Raw genomic sequence first — 16031 nt, forward strand, 5'->3', positions numbered from 1 at the left:
GGCAGGGAAGGTCGGGGTCGGGGGCCAGTGGCCCCTGACCCCGATCGGCGTCTGACGGCTTGACCCAACCCCTTACCAGCCGCTAGCTTTGAGGTCTGTCTCCGAAGTGGCCTTTTTGTCCGGTGCCAAGGAAAAGTCAGGAATGAAGACGTATACGCAGAAGCAGAGCGAGCTCCAGCACGACTGGATCCTGGTCGACGCGACCGACATCCCGCTCGGGCGCCTCGCCAGCCATGTCGCGCAGCTGATTCGCGGCAAGCACAAGCCGACCTTCACCCCGCACATGGATGGGGGTGACTTCGTCATCGTCACCAATGCGTCGAAGGTGAAGCTCACCGGCCGCAAGGCGTCGCAGAAGGAATACTTCCGCCACACCGGCTACATGGGCCACGACCGCTACACGGTCGCGGCGGACCTGCTCGCGAAGCACCCGGATCGGGTGATCGAGAAGGCCGTCTTCGGCATGCTGCCGAAGAACTCCCTGGCCAAGCAGAAGCTCCGCACCAAGCTGAAGGTGTACGGCGGCGCCGAGCACCCGCACGAGGCGCAGCAGCCGAAGCCGTTCACCATCGACACCGCGAAGGCCAACTGATGAGCGAGACCCCGGAACTCCGCTGGCAGGCCGTCGGCCGCCGCAAGACGTCCGTCGCCCGCGTCTACCTGACGCCGGGCACCGGCAAGTGGGACGTGAACGGCCGCACGCTGGGTGACTACTTCCCGCGTCCGTCGCTGGTGCAGCACATCCAGCAGTCGTTCACGGCGACCGACTCGCTCGGCTCGTACGACGTCAAGGCGCACGTGGATGGCGGCGGCGTCAGCGGCCAGGCCGGCGCGATGCGGCATGCCATTGCCCGCGCCCTTTGCAAGGTCGACGAACTGAACCGCCCGAAGCTGCGCACCGCCGGCCTGCTGACGCGTGACCCGCGCGCGGTCGAGCGGAAGAAGCCGGGCCGTCCGGGCGCCCGCAAGCGCTTCCAGTTCTCGAAGCGGTAGAAAAATCGTAGGGGCGCAGCATGCTGCGCCCAAACAGATCTGCCCCTCGCGGGCGGATCCCCAGGGCCGAGGGAAAATCGGCCGCACCATACGCCCGCGCCACGATGGCCGGGTGACACACGCCTCCCGATCGGCGCGAGCGGTGCCCCCGTGGCACTCGCGTTGAAGCGACGGAGCGCGGCGGATCAACCAGACCCAAGGAGTTACCGTTCGTGGCGACACCCACCCTGCAGGAACTGCTCGAGGCCGGCACCCACTTCGGCCACCAGACCCGTCGCTGGAATCCGAAGATGCGCAAGTTCATCTTCGCCGAGCGCTCGGGCATCTACCTGATCGACCTCCAGAAGACGCTGAAGCAGCTCACCACCGCCGCGGAGCTCCTCAAGAGTGTCGCGCTGCGTGGCGAGAACGTGCTCTTCGTCTGCACCAAGCGCCAGCTCAAGGCGGTGGTCGAGGCCGAGGCCCGCAATGCCGGGGCGCACTGGGTCAACGAGCGGTGGCTCGGTGGCACGCTGACGAACTTCCAGACCATCAAGAAGCAGATCCGTCGCCTCCGTGACCTCGAGCAGGGTGCCGCCGAGGGCGACTTCGAGAACTACACGAAGAAGGAGCAGCTGCTGTTCTCGCGTGAGCGCGAGAAGCTCTCCCGCAACCTCGAAGGGATCAAGATGATGAACCGCCTCCCGGGCGCACTGTTCATCGTCGACGCGAAGAAGGAGAAGATCGCGATCCAGGAGGCCAACCGCCTCGGGATTCCGGTCGTGGCGATCGTCGACACCAACGCCGATCCCGATCCGATCACCGTGCCGATTCCGGGCAACGACGACGCGATCCGCTCGGTCTCGCTGATCACCGGCGCGCTGTGCGATGCGCTGCGTGAGGCGCGGGCCCAGATGCCGGTGCGCGGCGACGGCTCGGCGTCGGATGACGAGGGCGAGACCTTCTCGGCCGGCGAAGGCGACGGCGCGTCGGATGACGATCGCAAGCGCCGGCGCCCGCGCCGCAAGCGCAAGGCGCGTCCGGAGGCGATTGCCGCCCGGCTCAAGCAGGATCCCGCGGCTCCTTCCGAGGGCGGCGACGCAGGCGCCTGACCCGGACCGACCGGATCATGCGCGAACCGCCGCCCCGCGGGCCCACGGGCCCGGGGCGGCGGTTTCACACAGGGACTTGAACACTTCAGCAGGCGGCCATGAGCTCCATGACGATCAGCACCAAGGATATTTCGGAACTGCGCGCCCGTACCGGCGCCGGGATGATGGATTGCAAGAAGGCCCTCGAGGAAGCCAATGGCGACATGGCGCTCGCCTCGGAGTTGCTCCGCAAGAAGGGCATCGCGAAGGCCGAGAAGCGGGCCGGGCGTGACGCGTCGCAGGGGCTGGTCGTGATCGACACGGCCGCGGACGGGTCGATCGGGGCGATGGTCGAGCTCAACTGCGAGACCGATTTCGTGGCGCGCAACGAGGACTTCCTCGCCCTCGCCAAGAAGCTTGCCGCGCACGCGTTGGCGACGTCACCGGTCGGCGTCACGCTGGATGGCTTCCTCGCCGAGGCGATGGACGGCACCACGATCGAAGAAGTCGTCAAGCTCGCCTCCGGCAAGACCGGGGAAGCGGTCTCGGTCAAGCGGGTGGCGAAGTTCGGCGGCGCGGTCGGCGAGTATCGTCACTTCAACGGCCAGGTCGGCGTGCTGGTCGAAGTCGCCGGCGTCACCGGCGATGCCGCCCTCGCGCTCGCGCGTGAAGTGGCGCTGCACATCGCCTCGGCCGACCCGATCGCCGTCAGCACCACCGACATTCCGGTCGAGCTGCTCGACCGCGAGCGCCGGATTGCGGAAGAGCAGGTGGCCGCCGAAGGGAAGCCCGAAGCCATCCGCGGCAAGATCGTCGAGGGCAAGGTGAAGAAGTTCGCGGCCGATCGCGCGCTCCTCGAGCAGGCCTTCATCAAGGATGAGTCCGTCACGGTCGGTGCGATGGTCGCCCGTCTCCCCGGCGCGTCCGTGGTCCGCTTCGCCCGCTTCAAGGTCGGCGAGGCCGTCTGATGGCCATCGCCTACCGCCGGGCCCTGTTGAAGCTCTCCGGTGAGGCGTTGGCTGGAGGGAAGGGGGGTGGCCTCGACTATCAGGTGGTCGAGGCACTCGCCGAGGAAATCAAGAAGGTGCACGCCCTGGGTGTGCACCTCGGGGTCGTGGTGGGGGGCGGCAACATCATCCGCGGTGCGATGGCGAGCCGCGAAGGCCTCGACCGCGTCTCGGCCGACTACATGGGCATGCTCGCGACCGTGATCAACGCCCTCGCGCTGCAGAATGTCCTCGAGGGGCTGGGCGTCGAGACGCGCGTGATGACTGCCATCCGCATGGAATCCCTCGCGGAGCCCTACATCCGCCGCCGGATGATGCGACACTTCGAGAAGGGCCGGCTGGTGATCTTCGCCGGCGGCACCGGCAATCCGTATTTCTCGACCGACACCGCGGCCGTGCTGCGCGCGCTCGAGATGGAAGCCGAGGTCGTGCTGAAGGCGACCAACGTGGACGGCGTCTACACCGCCGATCCGCGCACCGATCCGGCGGCGACGCTGCTCCCGGAGATCACCTTCCAGGATGCGCTGGTCAACGGCTACGCCGTGATGGACGCCAACGCGTTCGGTCTCTGCCAGGCGAACGCGCTGCCGATCGTCGTCCTCAACATCAATCAGCCCGACACCATCCTGCGCGTGCTGCATGGTGACCGGGTCGGGACACTCGTCCGATGACCAGCCAGGATATCGTCAAGGCCGCTCGCGAAGGGATGCAGAAGGCGGTCGAGAACACTCGTCGCGAGCTCAGCGGCATCCGCTCCGGCAAGGCGACCACGAACCTGCTCGACACGGTGCGCGTCGAGGCCTATGGCTCCACGGTGCCGCTCAATCAGGTCGCGATGGTCACCGCGCCCGAGCCGCGGATGCTGGTGGTCCAGCCGTTCGACAAGAGCCTCGCGATCGTCATCGACAAGGCGATCCGCGATGCCAACCTCGGCCTCAATCCCCAGAGCCAGGGCCAGATGATCCGGGTCCCGCTCCCGATGCTCTCCGAGGAGCGTCGCAAGGAGCTCGTGAAGATCTGTGCTCGCCTCACCGAGGAGGGCCGCGTCTCCGTGCGCCAGGCGCGGACCGACGCGATGACCAAGATCAAGAAGCTCGAGAAGGTCCCCGAGGACGAGAAGACGCGCGCCGAGAAGGACGTGCAGAAGCACACGGACGAGGCGAGCAAGCAGGTCGACGAACTGCTCAAGGCGAAGGAAGCCGAGATCCTCGCAGTGTGACCACCGCGATGCCGACGCTCCTCGACCAGTTGCGCCTCCACGGCGCAGTGCCGCGGCATGTCGCCATCATCATGGATGGCAATGGCCGCTGGGCGCAGGAGCGCGGTCTCAGTCGTCCCGCCGGGCATCAGGCCGGGATGCGGTCGGTGCGCGAGGCCGTCGAAGGATGCCTGGCCGCCGGGGTGGAGGTGCTCACCCTCTTTGCCTTCTCGCAGGAAAATTGGCAGCGCCCCCCCGCCGAAATCGATGCGCTGATGTCGCTCCTCGAGGAGTACATCGCCAAGGAAGCCGCCGAACTGCGCGAGCAGGGCGTCTCGGTGCGCATGCTCGGTGATCTCGAGCGCCTCTCGCCGTCCGCGCGCGCCGCCGTCGATCACATCGAGGCCAATACTGCCGGGGGCACCAAGCTCGCGCTCAACATCTGCATCTCCTACTCGGCGCGCGCCGAGATCGTCCGCGCGATGCGGCAGCTGGCCGCGCAGGTCCGCGAGGGCTCGTTGGCCCCCGAGGCGATCGAGGAGAGCGACGTCGCCGCCGAGCTGTACACGGCGGCCTGGCCCGACCCCGACCTGATCATTCGGACGTCCGGCGAGATGCGGGTCTCGAACTTCCTCCTCTGGCAGATGGCCTACGCCGAACTGCACGTCACGCCGGTGCTCTGGCCCGACTTCAGCCGCAACACGCTCTACGCCGCCTTGCTCGACTTTCAGGGACGCGATCGTCGCTTTGGACGCGTGAGCAGCTGAGCATGGCGATGGACGCCAATCTCGTCAAACGTATCGCCTTTGCCGCCGTCGCCATCCCGGTGGCCGTCGGCCTCGTCTGGCTCGGCGGCTGGCCGCTTGCCGCGCTCGTGGCGCTGATCGGCGCGCTGGGGACGCGGGAGCTCTTCGACATCGCCGCGAAGCAGGGCGTGCAGGCCTTCCGGACGACCGGCATGGCCGCGGCCGCGGTCGGGCCGCTGCTGGTGTACCATGCCGTCGTCGATGCGCCAGGGCGTGCGCTGCTCGATGCCAACTGGGTCTTCCTTGCGGCGGGCTTCCTCCTCCTGCTCCTGATTCTTGCGCTGCAGCAGCGCGCGCCGACGGAGCATCCCCTGGCCGCCGTGGCTGTCACCACCTTCGCGGTGTGCTACGCCGGACTGCTGCCCGCCTTTCTGCTCGGCATTCGTCACGGCACGTGGCCGATGCGGTCGTGGGCCGGCACGGCACTGGTCTTCTTCCCGCTCGTCGTCACCTGGGTCTGCGACACCGCGGCGATGTTCGGCGGACGCGCCTTTGGCGGACCGAAGCTCGCGCCGACAATTTCGCCGGGGAAGACCCGGTCGGGCGGGATCGCGGGTGTGGTGGGCGGGGTACTGATCGCGCCGGTGTTCGCACTATGGCTGCTGCCGAAGGCCGGCATCGAGGTCGCGGTCCTGCCGGCGGTCGCCATGGCCGCCGCGCTGTCGGTGATCGGCCAACTGGGCGACCTGGCCGAGTCGCTCTTCAAGCGCGAAGCCGGCGTGAAGGACTCCTCGGCGCTGATTCCCGGGCACGGTGGCGTGCTCGATCGCTTTGACTCCCTCTACGTGATCCTTCCGACGACCGCCCTCTGCTATCGCCTGATGGGTCTGCTATGACCTCGCCCGCCGCCCCGCGCGGCGTGGCGCTGCTCGGGTCGACCGGTTCGATCGGCGAGAGCACCCTCCGCGTCCTGAAACGGCACCCCGATGCCTTCCGTCTGGTGGCGCTGGTGACCGGTTCGAACGTCTCCGGGTTGGCAGCGCAGGCCACGGAGTGGACGCCGGGTTTCGTGGGTGTGGTGAATGGGCGCGAAGCGCACCAGTGGGCCAGCGGGCCGCAATGCCTGGTCGACGCGGCCACGCACCCCGATGTCGACATCGTCGTCAACGCGGTGGTGGGCGCCGCCGGGCTCGAGGCCACGTTGGCCGCCCTGCACGCCGGCAAGCGCGTGGCGCTGGCCAACAAGGAGACGCTGGTGATGGCGGGCCCGCTGGTGGCCGCCGCGGCGCGCGCGGGCGGTGGCGAATTGGTGCCGGTCGACTCGGAGCACAGTGCCGTCCTGCAGTGCATCGTAGCCCAGGGCGCCGCGCCATCGCGGATCATCCTCACGGCGTCGGGCGGACCGTTCCGGACCTGGGAGCTCGACGCGATCGCGCGCGCGACGGTCGACCAGGCGCTGAATCACCCGACCTGGCGCATGGGTGCCAAGATCACGGTCGACTCCGCGACGCTGGCGAACAAGGCCCTTGAGTTGATCGAGGCGCACTTCCTCTTCGGGTTGGGGTACGATGACCTCGAGGCCGTGGTGCACCCGCAGAGCATCATTCACGCATTTGTCGAGTTCCCGGACGGGAGCGTGCTGGCGCAAGTCGGCTTCCCGTCGATGGAGGTTCCGATCCTGTACGCCCTGACCCACCCGACCCGACTCGCCGACAGCGGCGTGCGGCGTTTTGATCCCGTCGCCGCCGGCCCGCTGACTTTCGAGCCGGTCCGTCGCGACGCCTTCCGCGCCTTCGACCTCGGCGTCGCCGCCGGGCGCGCTGGGGGCACCGCCCCCACGGTCTTCAACGCGGCCAATGAGATCGCCGTCGCCGCCTTTCTGGATCGCCGCATCACCTTCGGCGGCATCGCCGATGTGATCGCCCGGACGCTTGATGCGCACCAGGTGCAGCCCGCGTCGTCGGTCGAGGTGGTGCAGGGTGCCGACCTCGACGCGCGCCGCATCGCCGCCGCGGGGATCGCGTGAGCAGCTTCCTCTTCACCGTGGCGGTCCTGTTCGTCGTCCTCGGCGTGCTGATCTTCGTGCACGAGTTCGGTCACTACTGGGCGGCCAAGCGCTTCGGCGTGTGGGTGCACCGATTCTCGATCGGAATGGGCAAGCCGGTCAAGGCGCTCACCTTCCAGCGCGGCGAGACCGAGTGGGCCATTTCGTGGCTGCCGCTCGGTGGCTACGTGAAGATGGCGTCGTCCGAGGAAGAGCCGGCGTCGTCGGTGCTCGAGGGCGGACACTCGGCCGACGTGCCAGCCGATCGCGTCTTCGAGGCGAAGCCGATCTGGCAACGGATGGTGATCATCCTGGCGGGCGTGACGCTCAACGCGCTCTTTGCGTGGGTGGTGTTCACCGGGCTCGCGTGGAAGAATGGGCGGCAGTTCGATCCCACCACCACCATCGGGCGCATCAACACGGCCCTGCTCCCGCCGGAGGCCGCCGAGCTCTCGACGATTCCGGCCGGCACGCGGATCACCGCGATCGACGGCGAGCCGGTGCATTCGTGGGACGACATCCGGGAACGGGTCGCGACCGGCAACAGCAACGAGATCGGCTTCTCCTTCGAGGGACATGCGCCGATCGTCATCAAGCTGCATCGCGACGCGCTGGCCGAACGCGGCATGACGGCCATCGCCCTGGAGCCCCAGCATCCGGCCGTGCTCGGCATGCTGACGCCCAGCTATCCCGGCGCGAAGGCGGGGCTGCAGGCCGGTGACTCGGTCGTGGCGATCAACGGCGAGCCGATCACCCAGTGGGTCGATGCCGTCGGGCTGATCAAGCAGTCCGGCGGCGTCGAGGCGCGCTTCGACGTGATGCGCGACGGCACGCCGATCGCCGTGACGGTGACGCCGAAGTTGGAGCGTGAGGTCGCCGCCGACACCTCCTCGCCGATGATCGGTCGAATCGGGGCGATGCCGCGGCAGCCGCTGCAGATGGAGTCGCTGGGCTTCGTTGGCGCCGTCCGCGTCGGGACGGAGCTGACGGTTTCCTCCGCAGGCGCGATCTTCCGCACCTTCCGTGGGCTGGCCACGCGCAAGGTCGCCACGACCGAGATCGGCGGACCGATCATGATCGGGCAGATGGCGGCGCAGCAGGCGCGCGCCGGGATCGAGCCGCTGCTGGCCTTCATGGCGCTGATCTCGATGAACCTCGCTGTCGTGAACCTGCTGCCGATCCCGGTGCTCGACGGCGGGGCGTTCCTGATCCTGGTCGCCGAGGGGATCATGCGTCGCCCGCTGCCGACGAAGGTGCGCGAAATGATTTCGCTGGCCGGCCTCGGCATGATCCTGCTGATCATGTTCGTGGCATTCAAGAACGACATCATGCGGTTGCTCGGCCAGTAGCCGACAAGAGAGGCCGACGTGCTCGAGCCACTCGTCATACCCGCGACCGACGGTCTCCAGGCAGCACTCCGCCTGGGGATCGCCGGATTGATCGGTTTGGCGGCGGGCATCGAACGCGAGTGGTCCGGACACGCGACGGGCCCGGCGGCACGATTCGCCGGGATGCGCACCTTCCTGATCCTCGGCCTCTGTGGCGGCGTCGCCGGTGTGCTCGCCGCCGCCGATCTGTCCGGCCTGGGCGCGGTGCTCCTGGTTGGCGGGGTCGGCCTGGTGGTTGCGGCCTACGTGCTCGCCATGCGGAACCCGAAGGCCGATGCCGACGGCACGACGGAAGCCGCGGCGCTGGTGATCCTCGCGCTCGGACTCCTCGCGGGAATCGGGCAACTCGCGCTCGCGTCCGGTGCCGGGGCGCTGGTCGTGCTGGTGCTCGGGGAAAAGCGACGGCTCCACGGGATGGTCGCCAAGGTTGGTGAGGCCGAGCTCCAGGCAGCGGCACGATTCGCGGTGATGGCGCTGGTCATCCTCCCGATCCTGCCAACGGCGCCGCTGCCGTTTGGCGGCGACATCTCGGCGCGTGGCCTCTGGACCCTGGTGCTCCTCTTTTCGGGGATCAACTTCGCCGGCTACCTGGCGCGGCGCGCGGTCGGTCCGGAGCGCGGCTACGGGCTTGCCGGGTTGCTCGGTGGGTTCATCTCGTCGACCCTGGTCACCATGCAGTTCGCCCGGCGCAGTCGCGACGAGGAGGCACATGCCGGCGCATTGGCGCTCGGCGTGATCGCCGCCTGCACCGTGCTGCCGGTCCGACTCCTGGCCATCCTTGGCGTCCTCGCCCCCGCGGTCGGAGAAGCGGCGCTCCCCTATCTGATTCCGCCGGCGGTGGTCGGCGCGGTCGTCGTCGCGGTGGCATTCCGGCGCACGAAGGGCGGGGGCGAGGCGGCCGAGGACGACGCCTCGCCGCTGCATGTGGTCGCCTCGGTGCGGATGGCGGTGCTCTTCTGGTTTGCCCTGATCGGCATCGAGTATCTCGAACGGCAGTGGGGGAGTACCGGCGTGTATACGTCGGCCGTGCTCCTTGGCCTCACCGACATGGACGCGCTGACGGTGGCCATGGCCCGGTTGGGGGGTGCGCCGACGATGGCGGAAGTGGCCGCCACGGGTGTCGCGATCGGCGTCCTCTCCAACACGGCCTTCAAGCTGGGGCTGGGCGTGGTGCTGGGCAGTCCGGCCTTCCGGACCCGACTGGTGTTGGGGCTGCTGGTGTTGGGGGCGGTGATGGGGGTGGGGGTGGGTGGTGTAGTGGGAGATTCGATGATCGATGATCGATGATCGATGGAACGTTTCACGCAGGAACGTGCGGCGAAGTATCTGGGGCAAATCGATCATCGATGGTCGATCATCGATCGTCGGCTGTCACCCCCTTGCCTCAGACCACCCCTCGGCCCTATAATTGTTGGCTATCCAGAATATCCTAAGTGTAAGCGCAGCATGACTCAGCGTAGGGTTCAACGGCATGATTGAAAAGCAGCCCGTCATCGAGCAGCACCGTCAGCATGAGAGCGACACCGGATCCGCAAAGGTCCAGGTGGCCCTGCTCACGGCGCGCATCAACGGCCTCACCGACCATTTCCGCACCCACAAGAAAGACCATCATGGTCGTCGTGGGCTGTTGAAGATGGTCGGGACACGGCGTCGACTCCTCAACTACATGAAGAGCCGCGACCTGTCGTCCTACCGTTCCCTGATCGCTGAACTCGGACTCCGGAACTGACCGGGGAATGATGCTGCATGGGCGTCCCACGTGAGCACCGTGGGACGCTTTTTCGTATTGGCGTGCTCACTGACGTGAAGGAATGAAAGTGCATCGTATTGAAACGCAGTTCGCGGGTCGCCCGCTGGTCATCGAGACCGGCCGCCTCGCCAAGCAGGCCGCCGGGTCGGTCCTCGTGCAGTACGGCGAGACCACCGTGCTGGCCGCCGTGACGGTCTCACCGAACGTCACCCACCTCCCGTTCTTCCCGCTGACCGTCGAGTACAAGGAGAAGACCTACGCCGCGGGCAAGATCCCGGGTGGGTTCCTCAAGCGCGAAGGTCGCCCGTCGGACGACGAGATCCTGAATTGCCGGATCATCGACCGCTCGATCCGCCCGCTCTTCCCCGAAGGCTTCCGCCACGAGGTGCAGGTTTTCGTGACCGTGCTCTCGACGGACCAGGAGAACGAGTCGGACGTGATCGGCGTGCTGGCCGCCTCGGCCGCGCTCGCGATCTCGGAGATCCCCTGGAACGGTCCGATCGCCGCCGCGCGCGTCGGCAAGGTCGAGAACAACTGGATTCTCAACCCGACCTTCCAGCAGCTTGAGTTCTCGGCGATGGATCTGGTCGTGGCCGGCCTCAAGGATTCGATCATGATGGTCGAGGGCGGCGCCCTCGAGGTGTCCGAGGCGGAAGTCCTCGACGGCCTCAAGGTCGCGCAGCTCGGCATCGTCGAGCAGGTCAAGCTGATCACCGACCTCGTCAAGAAGGTCGGCAAGCCGAAGATGGCGTGGGTCGCCCCGGAGAAGGACGCGGAGCTGGTCAAGGCCGTGAAGGGCGCCGCCGAGAAGGCGATGGCGAAGGCGATGAACGCGAAGGACAAGGCCGGCCGTGCCGCCGGTGTCTCGACCGTTCGCAAGGAGGCCCAGGCCGCCCTCATGGAGAAGTTCCCCGAGCGCGTCAAGGACATCGCCAACGAACTCGAGGAAATCGAGTACCACGCCATGCGCGCGCAGATTCTTGACAAGGGCGAGCGCATCGACGGCCGCGACCTCGAGACGATCCGCCCGATCACGCCGGAAGTCGGCGTCGTCCCCCGCGTGCACGGCACCGCCGTCTTCACCCGCGGCGAGACGCAGGCGTTCGTCGCCGTCACCCTCGGCACCGCCGATGATGAGCAGCGCCTCGACTCGATCGAAGTGAAGACCGAGCAGCGCAAGTCGTTCATGCTGCACTACAACTTCCCGCCGTACTCGACCGGCGAAGTCCGTCCGCTGCGCGGCACGTCGCGCCGCGAGATCGGTCACGGCGCGCTGGCCGAGCGGGCGATTCATCCGCTCCTCCCGGCGACCGCCGACTTCCCGTACACGATCCGCATCGTCTCCGAGATCCTCGAGTCGAACGGCTCGTCGTCGATGGCGTCGGTCTGCGGCAGCTCGCTCGCGCTGATGGACGCCGGCGTGCCGATCAAGGCCGCCTGTCGCCGGTGTCGCGATGGGCCTGATCAAGGAAGGGAAGAAGGTCGCGGTGCTGACCGACATCCAGGGCACCGAGGATCACCTCGGCGACATGGACTTCAAGGTCGCGGGCACCGAGGCCGGCATCACGTCGATCCAGATGGACATCAAGATCGAGGGCCTCTCGCTCGAGATCATGACGACCGCGCTGGAGCAGGCCCGCAAGGGTCGCCTGCACATCCTCGGCGAGATGAACAAGGTCATCACCACGCACCGTGACGAGATGTCGCCGTGGGCACCGCGGATCTTCACGATCCAGATCCGCCCGGACAAGATCGGCGACGTGATCGGCCCCAAGGGCAAGACGATCCGCGGCATCCAGGATGCCTCGGGTGCCAAGGTCAACATCGACGACACCGGCCTCATCACCATCGCCGCCGTCGGCGCCGAGGCGGGCGACAAGGCGCGCGAGATGGTCATGGCCATCACGGCGGAGCCGGAAGTCGGCAAGATCTACGAGGGCCCGGTCAAGAGCACGACCGCCTTCGGGGCGTTCATCGAGATCATGCCGGGCGTCGAGGGGCTGCTGCACATTTCCGAGATCGACCACAAGCGGGTCGAGAAGACGGAAGACTTCCTGAAGAAGGGCGACATCGTGCAGGTCAAGCTCCTGGAAGTGGATGAGCGCGGCCGCATGAAGCTGTCGCGGAAGGCCCTCCTCCCGAAGGAGTGAGGACACCGTCGGTGCGTACCGTCCAACTCGACGAAGCGCTCTTCCGCACCGACCTGCCCAACGGCCTCGTGGTCGTCACCGAACGCCTTCCCGGTGTTCGGTCGGCGGCCGCGGGGATCTGGGTTCGCACCGCCAGTGGGCACGAGACCCCCGCGAAGATGGGCGTGTCGCACCTGCTGGAACACATGGTCTTCAAGGGAACCGAACGGCGCAGCGCGCGCGAGATTGCTCTCGCGCTCGAGACGCGGGGCGGTTCCCTCGATGCGTACACCTCCCGCGACCACACCTCGTATCAGGCGCACGTCCTCGACGCCGACCTGCCGCTGGCGCTCGATGTCCTGACCGACCTGGTCCGGCGTCCCCTGCTGCGCGACAGCGACCTGAGCCTCGAACGAAACGTCGTGCTCGAGGAGCTCAACGGCGTCAAGGACACGCCCGACGACCTCGTGTTCGAGTTGTTCGGCGAGACGATCTGGCCCTCGCATCCCTACGGCTACTCGATTCTCGGGACCGCGGAGACGGTTGGTGCGTTGCAGGTGGCCGATCTCCGGGCGGTGCACGCCGAGGGGTACTACCCCGGCAATGCCGTGATTGCCGTGGCCGGCAACATCACCCACGAACAGGTCCTCGGCCTGCTGGAGCGGGAAGGATGGTTCGCGGGCGATGCGCGTGCGCCCCGGCCTGTGGTGGTGCCGGTCCCGGCTCGTCGCGGCATCGCGCGGGTCGAGACCGACGACCTGCAGCAGGTCCACGTCGTGCTCGGCACCGACACCGTCGGTTCCGCCGACCAGCGTCGCTGGGGGATTGCCCTGTTGACTACGGCCCTCGGCGGCGGAATGTCGAGCCGGTTGTTCCAGCGCGTGCGTGAGGAGCTGGGGCTCTGCTACGCGGTCTACGCCTGGCATACCCATTACCGCGCGACCGGCGTCTTCGGCGTGTATGTCGGGACCCAGCCGAGCACGGCCGAGCAGGCGGTCGCGGCGATCGACACGGAACTGACGCACCTTGCGTCGGAGGGGCTTCCGGCCGGAGAATTGGCGGACGCCAAGAGCCAGCTGCAGGGGCAGGTCATGCTGGCGCTGGAGGGAACGTCGAGCCGGATGCATCGCTTGGCGTCGCATGTCCTGCAGGAAGAACCCTACCGCCCGCTCGACGAGGTCCTTGGCCTCATCGCGGGCGTCACGCTCGAGGAGACGGCGGCGCTGGCCGCCGAATTCCTCACCCCGGCGCGGATGACTTCTGTCCGCCTCGGCCCACGTCACTGACCTTCACGGAAGCGAGCAGATCATGCTGATCGGCGTACCGAAGGAAATCAAGACGAACGAAAATCGCGTCGGGCTCGTCCCGTCGGGTGTCGAGGCCCTGGTGCGCGAGGGGCATGCGGTGCAGGTCGAGACCGGGGCCGGCATCGGCAGCGGCTTCAGCGACGAGAACTATGTGGCGGCGGGCGCGACGATTGCGCCGAGTGCCGACGCGACGTGGGCCAACGCGGACATGGTCATCAAGGTGAAGGAGCCGATCGCGGTCGAGTGGCCGCGGATGCGTCCGGGCCTGGTGATGTACACCTACTTCCACTTCGCCGCCGACGAACCGCTGACGCGCGCGGTCATGAAGTCCGGTGCCATCGCGGTCGCCTACGAGACGGTGCAGCTCCCGGGCGGCCAGCTGCCGCTGCTGACGCCGATGTCGGAAGTGGCCGGTCGCCTCGCGGTGCAGGAAGGGGCCAAGTACAACGAGAAGCTCTTCGGCGGCCGCGGCGTGCTGCTCGGCGGCGTGCCCGGCGTGAAGCCGGCCAAGGTCGTGATCATCGGCGGCGGCGTGGTCGGCATCAACTCGGCCAAGATGGCCGCCGGCCTCGGCGCCGACGTCACCATCCTCGACACCTCGCTCGACCGGCTCCGCTACCTCGACGACGTGCTGCCGGCGAACGTCGACACCGTCTTCTCGAACCGTCACAACATTCTCGACGCGGTCAAGGACGCCGACCTGATCATCGGCGCCGTCCTGATCCCGGGGAAGAAGGCGCCGCACCTGATCACCAAGGAAGACCTCAAGGGAATTCCCGACGGCTGCGTGATCGTCGATGTCGCCGTGGACCAGGGTGGCTGCGTCGAGACGATCAAGCCGACCACGCACGAGAATCCGACGTACTTCGTCGAGGGCGTCTTGCACTACGCCGTCGCCAACATGCCGGGCGCGGTGCCGCGCACGTCGACGCTGGCGCTGACCAACGCGACGCTGCCGTATGCCATCAAGCTCGCCAATCTCGGCTGGAAGGACGCCTGCCGCCAGGATGGCGCGCTCAAGCTCGGGCTGAACGTGGTGGACGGGAAGATCGTCTACGCCGGTGTCGCCGAAGCCTTCGGCCTCGACTGCACCGATGTTGACAGCGTCCTCTAGCCCAGACGGTCCCATCGAACTCCTCGTCGTGCGATTGCCGCACGGCGAGGGGTTGCCGCTTCCGGGCCGGGCCACCGCGGGGGCGGCGGGGATGGACATCCTGTCGGCCGTGGATGTGACGATCGCGCCTGGCGCGCGCGGGCTGGTGCCCACCGGGTTGTCGGTCGCGGTGCCGGATGGCTACGAGTTGCAGCTGCGGCCGCGGTCGGGGCTCGCGCTCAAGCACGGGATCACCCTGCCCAACACCCCGGCGACGATCGACTCCGACTATCGTGGCGAGCTCCAGGTGATCCTGATCAACCTGGGTGATGCCCCGTTCGTGATCGCGCGGGGCGACCGGATCGCCCAGGCGCTGGTCCAGCGCGTGGAGCATGTGGTCTTTCGTGAGGTGGGGGAACTGCCACCGAGCGGACGCGGGGCAGGGGGGTTCGGGAGCACGGGGCGGTGAATGCCCGCGAACAGCGAACAGCGAACGGTTGAGGGGCGTGTGATGACGAAGAAGCTCGGACTGGTCGGCGGCATCAGTTGGGTCTCGACCATCGACTATTACCGCATCATCAACGAAGGCGTGAATGCCCGGCTCGGCGGACTGAACTTCGCCGAATGCGCCATCGTGTCCGTGAACTTCGCGGACTTCGTGCGGAACAACACCGCAGGCGACTGGGACGCGACGGCGGACCTGCTGGCGACCGCGGCCGAGCAGCTGAAGGCCGCCGGCGCAGAGGGGATCGTCCTCTGTGCCAACACAGCGCACGCCGTGGCCGATCAGGTTGGGCAGCGGGTCGGGCTGCCGTTGATCCACGTCGGCGACGCCACCGCGGCGGCCATCCGGGCCCGGGGCCTGACCCGCGTCGGGCTGCTCGGCACGCAGTTTACGATGGAGTTGCCGTTCTACCGGGAGCGGCTCCAGGCCCATGGCATCGAGATGCTGGTCCCCGACACACAGTCCGAGCGCGATTTCATTCAGGCCACGATCCGCGATGAGCTCGGCCGCGGGGTGATCCTTGCCGAGACGAAGCGCCGATACCTGCAGGCGATCGACGACTTGCTTGCCCGCGGCGCCGAGGGGATCATCCTTGGTTGCACCGAGCTGCCGTTGATTCTCAGCCAGGCGGACCTCGCCGTGCCGGTGTTCGACACGACCCGGATTCATGCCGAGGCGGCGGTCGAGTTCGCGCTCTCGTCCTGAATGTTGCCTCCAGTCCCTCCTTCGCACTGTGGGTGATTTGACGATCGGTTGATCGTCCCCCGGTAGCCTCGACGCTCGCGTGATGACCTTCACCCG

At 67.7% G+C, this 16031-nt stretch carries 16 protein-coding genes and 1 pseudogene; all 17 read left to right on the top strand.

The window, feature by feature from the left end; all coding sequences use genetic code 11:
* Window positions 1-142 precede the first annotated feature (142 nt).
* The 17 genes and pseudogenes from rplM (at window position 143) to IPP98_02685 (ending at window position 15935) form a co-directional block, all read left to right on the top strand.
* Entirely contained in the window at window positions 143-592 is a 450-nt protein-coding gene (gene rplM, locus IPP98_02605) for a 50S ribosomal protein L13 (protein ID MBL0178002.1), read from the top strand.
* On the top strand, window positions 592-993 hold the full coding sequence (gene rpsI, locus IPP98_02610) for a 30S ribosomal protein S9 (GenBank protein ID MBL0178003.1): 402 nt from the start codon (window positions 592-594) through the stop codon (window positions 991-993). Before rplM ends, rpsI begins: the two co-directional genes overlap by 1 nt.
* A 212-nt stretch (window positions 994-1205) precedes the next feature.
* Window positions 1206-2084: a 30S ribosomal protein S2 gene (gene rpsB / locus IPP98_02615; protein ID MBL0178004.1), complete on the top strand. Its 879-nt coding sequence runs from the start codon at window positions 1206-1208 to the stop codon at window positions 2082-2084.
* Between the two features lie 98 nt (window positions 2085-2182).
* Window positions 2183-3031, top strand: coding sequence for an elongation factor Ts (locus IPP98_02620; GenBank protein MBL0178005.1), 849 nt, complete (start codon window positions 2183-2185; stop codon window positions 3029-3031).
* Window positions 3031-3741, top strand: a complete 711-nt coding sequence (locus tag IPP98_02625; protein ID MBL0178006.1) for a UMP kinase — start codon at window positions 3031-3033, stop codon at window positions 3739-3741. The genes IPP98_02620 and IPP98_02625 overlap by 1 nt, the downstream gene beginning before the upstream one ends.
* Window positions 3738-4289: a ribosome recycling factor gene (gene frr, locus IPP98_02630; protein ID MBL0178007.1), complete on the top strand. Its 552-nt coding sequence runs from the start codon at window positions 3738-3740 to the stop codon at window positions 4287-4289. The genes IPP98_02625 and frr overlap by 4 nt, the downstream gene beginning before the upstream one ends.
* 8 nt (window positions 4290-4297) lie before the next feature.
* On the top strand, window positions 4298-5035 hold the full coding sequence (gene uppS, locus IPP98_02635; protein ID MBL0178008.1) for a di-trans,poly-cis-decaprenylcistransferase: 738 nt from the start codon (window positions 4298-4300) through the stop codon (window positions 5033-5035).
* Between the two features lie 8 nt (window positions 5036-5043).
* On the top strand, window positions 5044-5910 hold the full coding sequence (locus IPP98_02640; GenBank protein ID MBL0178009.1) for a phosphatidate cytidylyltransferase: 867 nt from the start codon (window positions 5044-5046) through the stop codon (window positions 5908-5910).
* Window positions 5907-7040, top strand: coding sequence for a 1-deoxy-D-xylulose-5-phosphate reductoisomerase (locus IPP98_02645; GenBank protein ID MBL0178010.1), 1134 nt, complete (start codon window positions 5907-5909; stop codon window positions 7038-7040). Before IPP98_02640 ends, IPP98_02645 begins: the two co-directional genes overlap by 4 nt.
* A complete protein-coding gene (rseP, locus tag IPP98_02650) occupies window positions 7037-8407 on the top strand; it encodes an RIP metalloprotease RseP (protein MBL0178011.1) in 1371 nt (456 codons plus the stop codon). The genes IPP98_02645 and rseP overlap by 4 nt, the downstream gene beginning before the upstream one ends.
* Window positions 8408-8425: 18 nt before the next feature.
* Entirely contained in the window at window positions 8426-9733 is a 1308-nt protein-coding gene (locus IPP98_02655) for an MgtC/SapB family protein (protein ID MBL0178012.1), read from the top strand.
* A gap of 184 nt (window positions 9734-9917) precedes the next feature.
* On the top strand, window positions 9918-10175 hold the full coding sequence (gene rpsO, locus IPP98_02660) for a 30S ribosomal protein S15 (GenBank protein MBL0178013.1): 258 nt from the start codon (window positions 9918-9920) through the stop codon (window positions 10173-10175).
* An 82-nt stretch (window positions 10176-10257) separates the two neighbouring features.
* Window positions 10258-12346 (top strand): annotated as a pseudogene (gene pnp, locus IPP98_02665) (polyribonucleotide nucleotidyltransferase).
* An 11-nt stretch (window positions 12347-12357) separates the two neighbouring features.
* Window positions 12358-13611: an insulinase family protein gene (locus tag IPP98_02670; protein ID MBL0178014.1), complete on the top strand. Its 1254-nt coding sequence runs from the start codon at window positions 12358-12360 to the stop codon at window positions 13609-13611.
* A gap of 22 nt (window positions 13612-13633) precedes the next feature.
* Complete coding sequence (gene ald / locus IPP98_02675) at window positions 13634-14746, top strand: alanine dehydrogenase (GenBank protein MBL0178015.1); 1113 nt, start codon at window positions 13634-13636, stop codon at window positions 14744-14746.
* Complete coding sequence (dut, locus tag IPP98_02680; protein MBL0178016.1) at window positions 14727-15194, top strand: dUTP diphosphatase; 468 nt, start codon at window positions 14727-14729, stop codon at window positions 15192-15194. Before ald ends, dut begins: the two co-directional genes overlap by 20 nt.
* A gap of 42 nt (window positions 15195-15236) precedes the next feature.
* Complete coding sequence (locus tag IPP98_02685; GenBank protein ID MBL0178017.1) at window positions 15237-15935, top strand: aspartate/glutamate racemase family protein; 699 nt, start codon at window positions 15237-15239, stop codon at window positions 15933-15935.
* The last annotated feature ends 96 nt before the right edge of the window (window positions 15936-16031 follow it).

The sequence above is a fragment of the Gemmatimonadota bacterium genome (genome assembly GCA_016720805.1).
GTDB lineage: Bacteria > Gemmatimonadota > Gemmatimonadetes > Gemmatimonadales > GWC2-71-9 > Palsa-1233.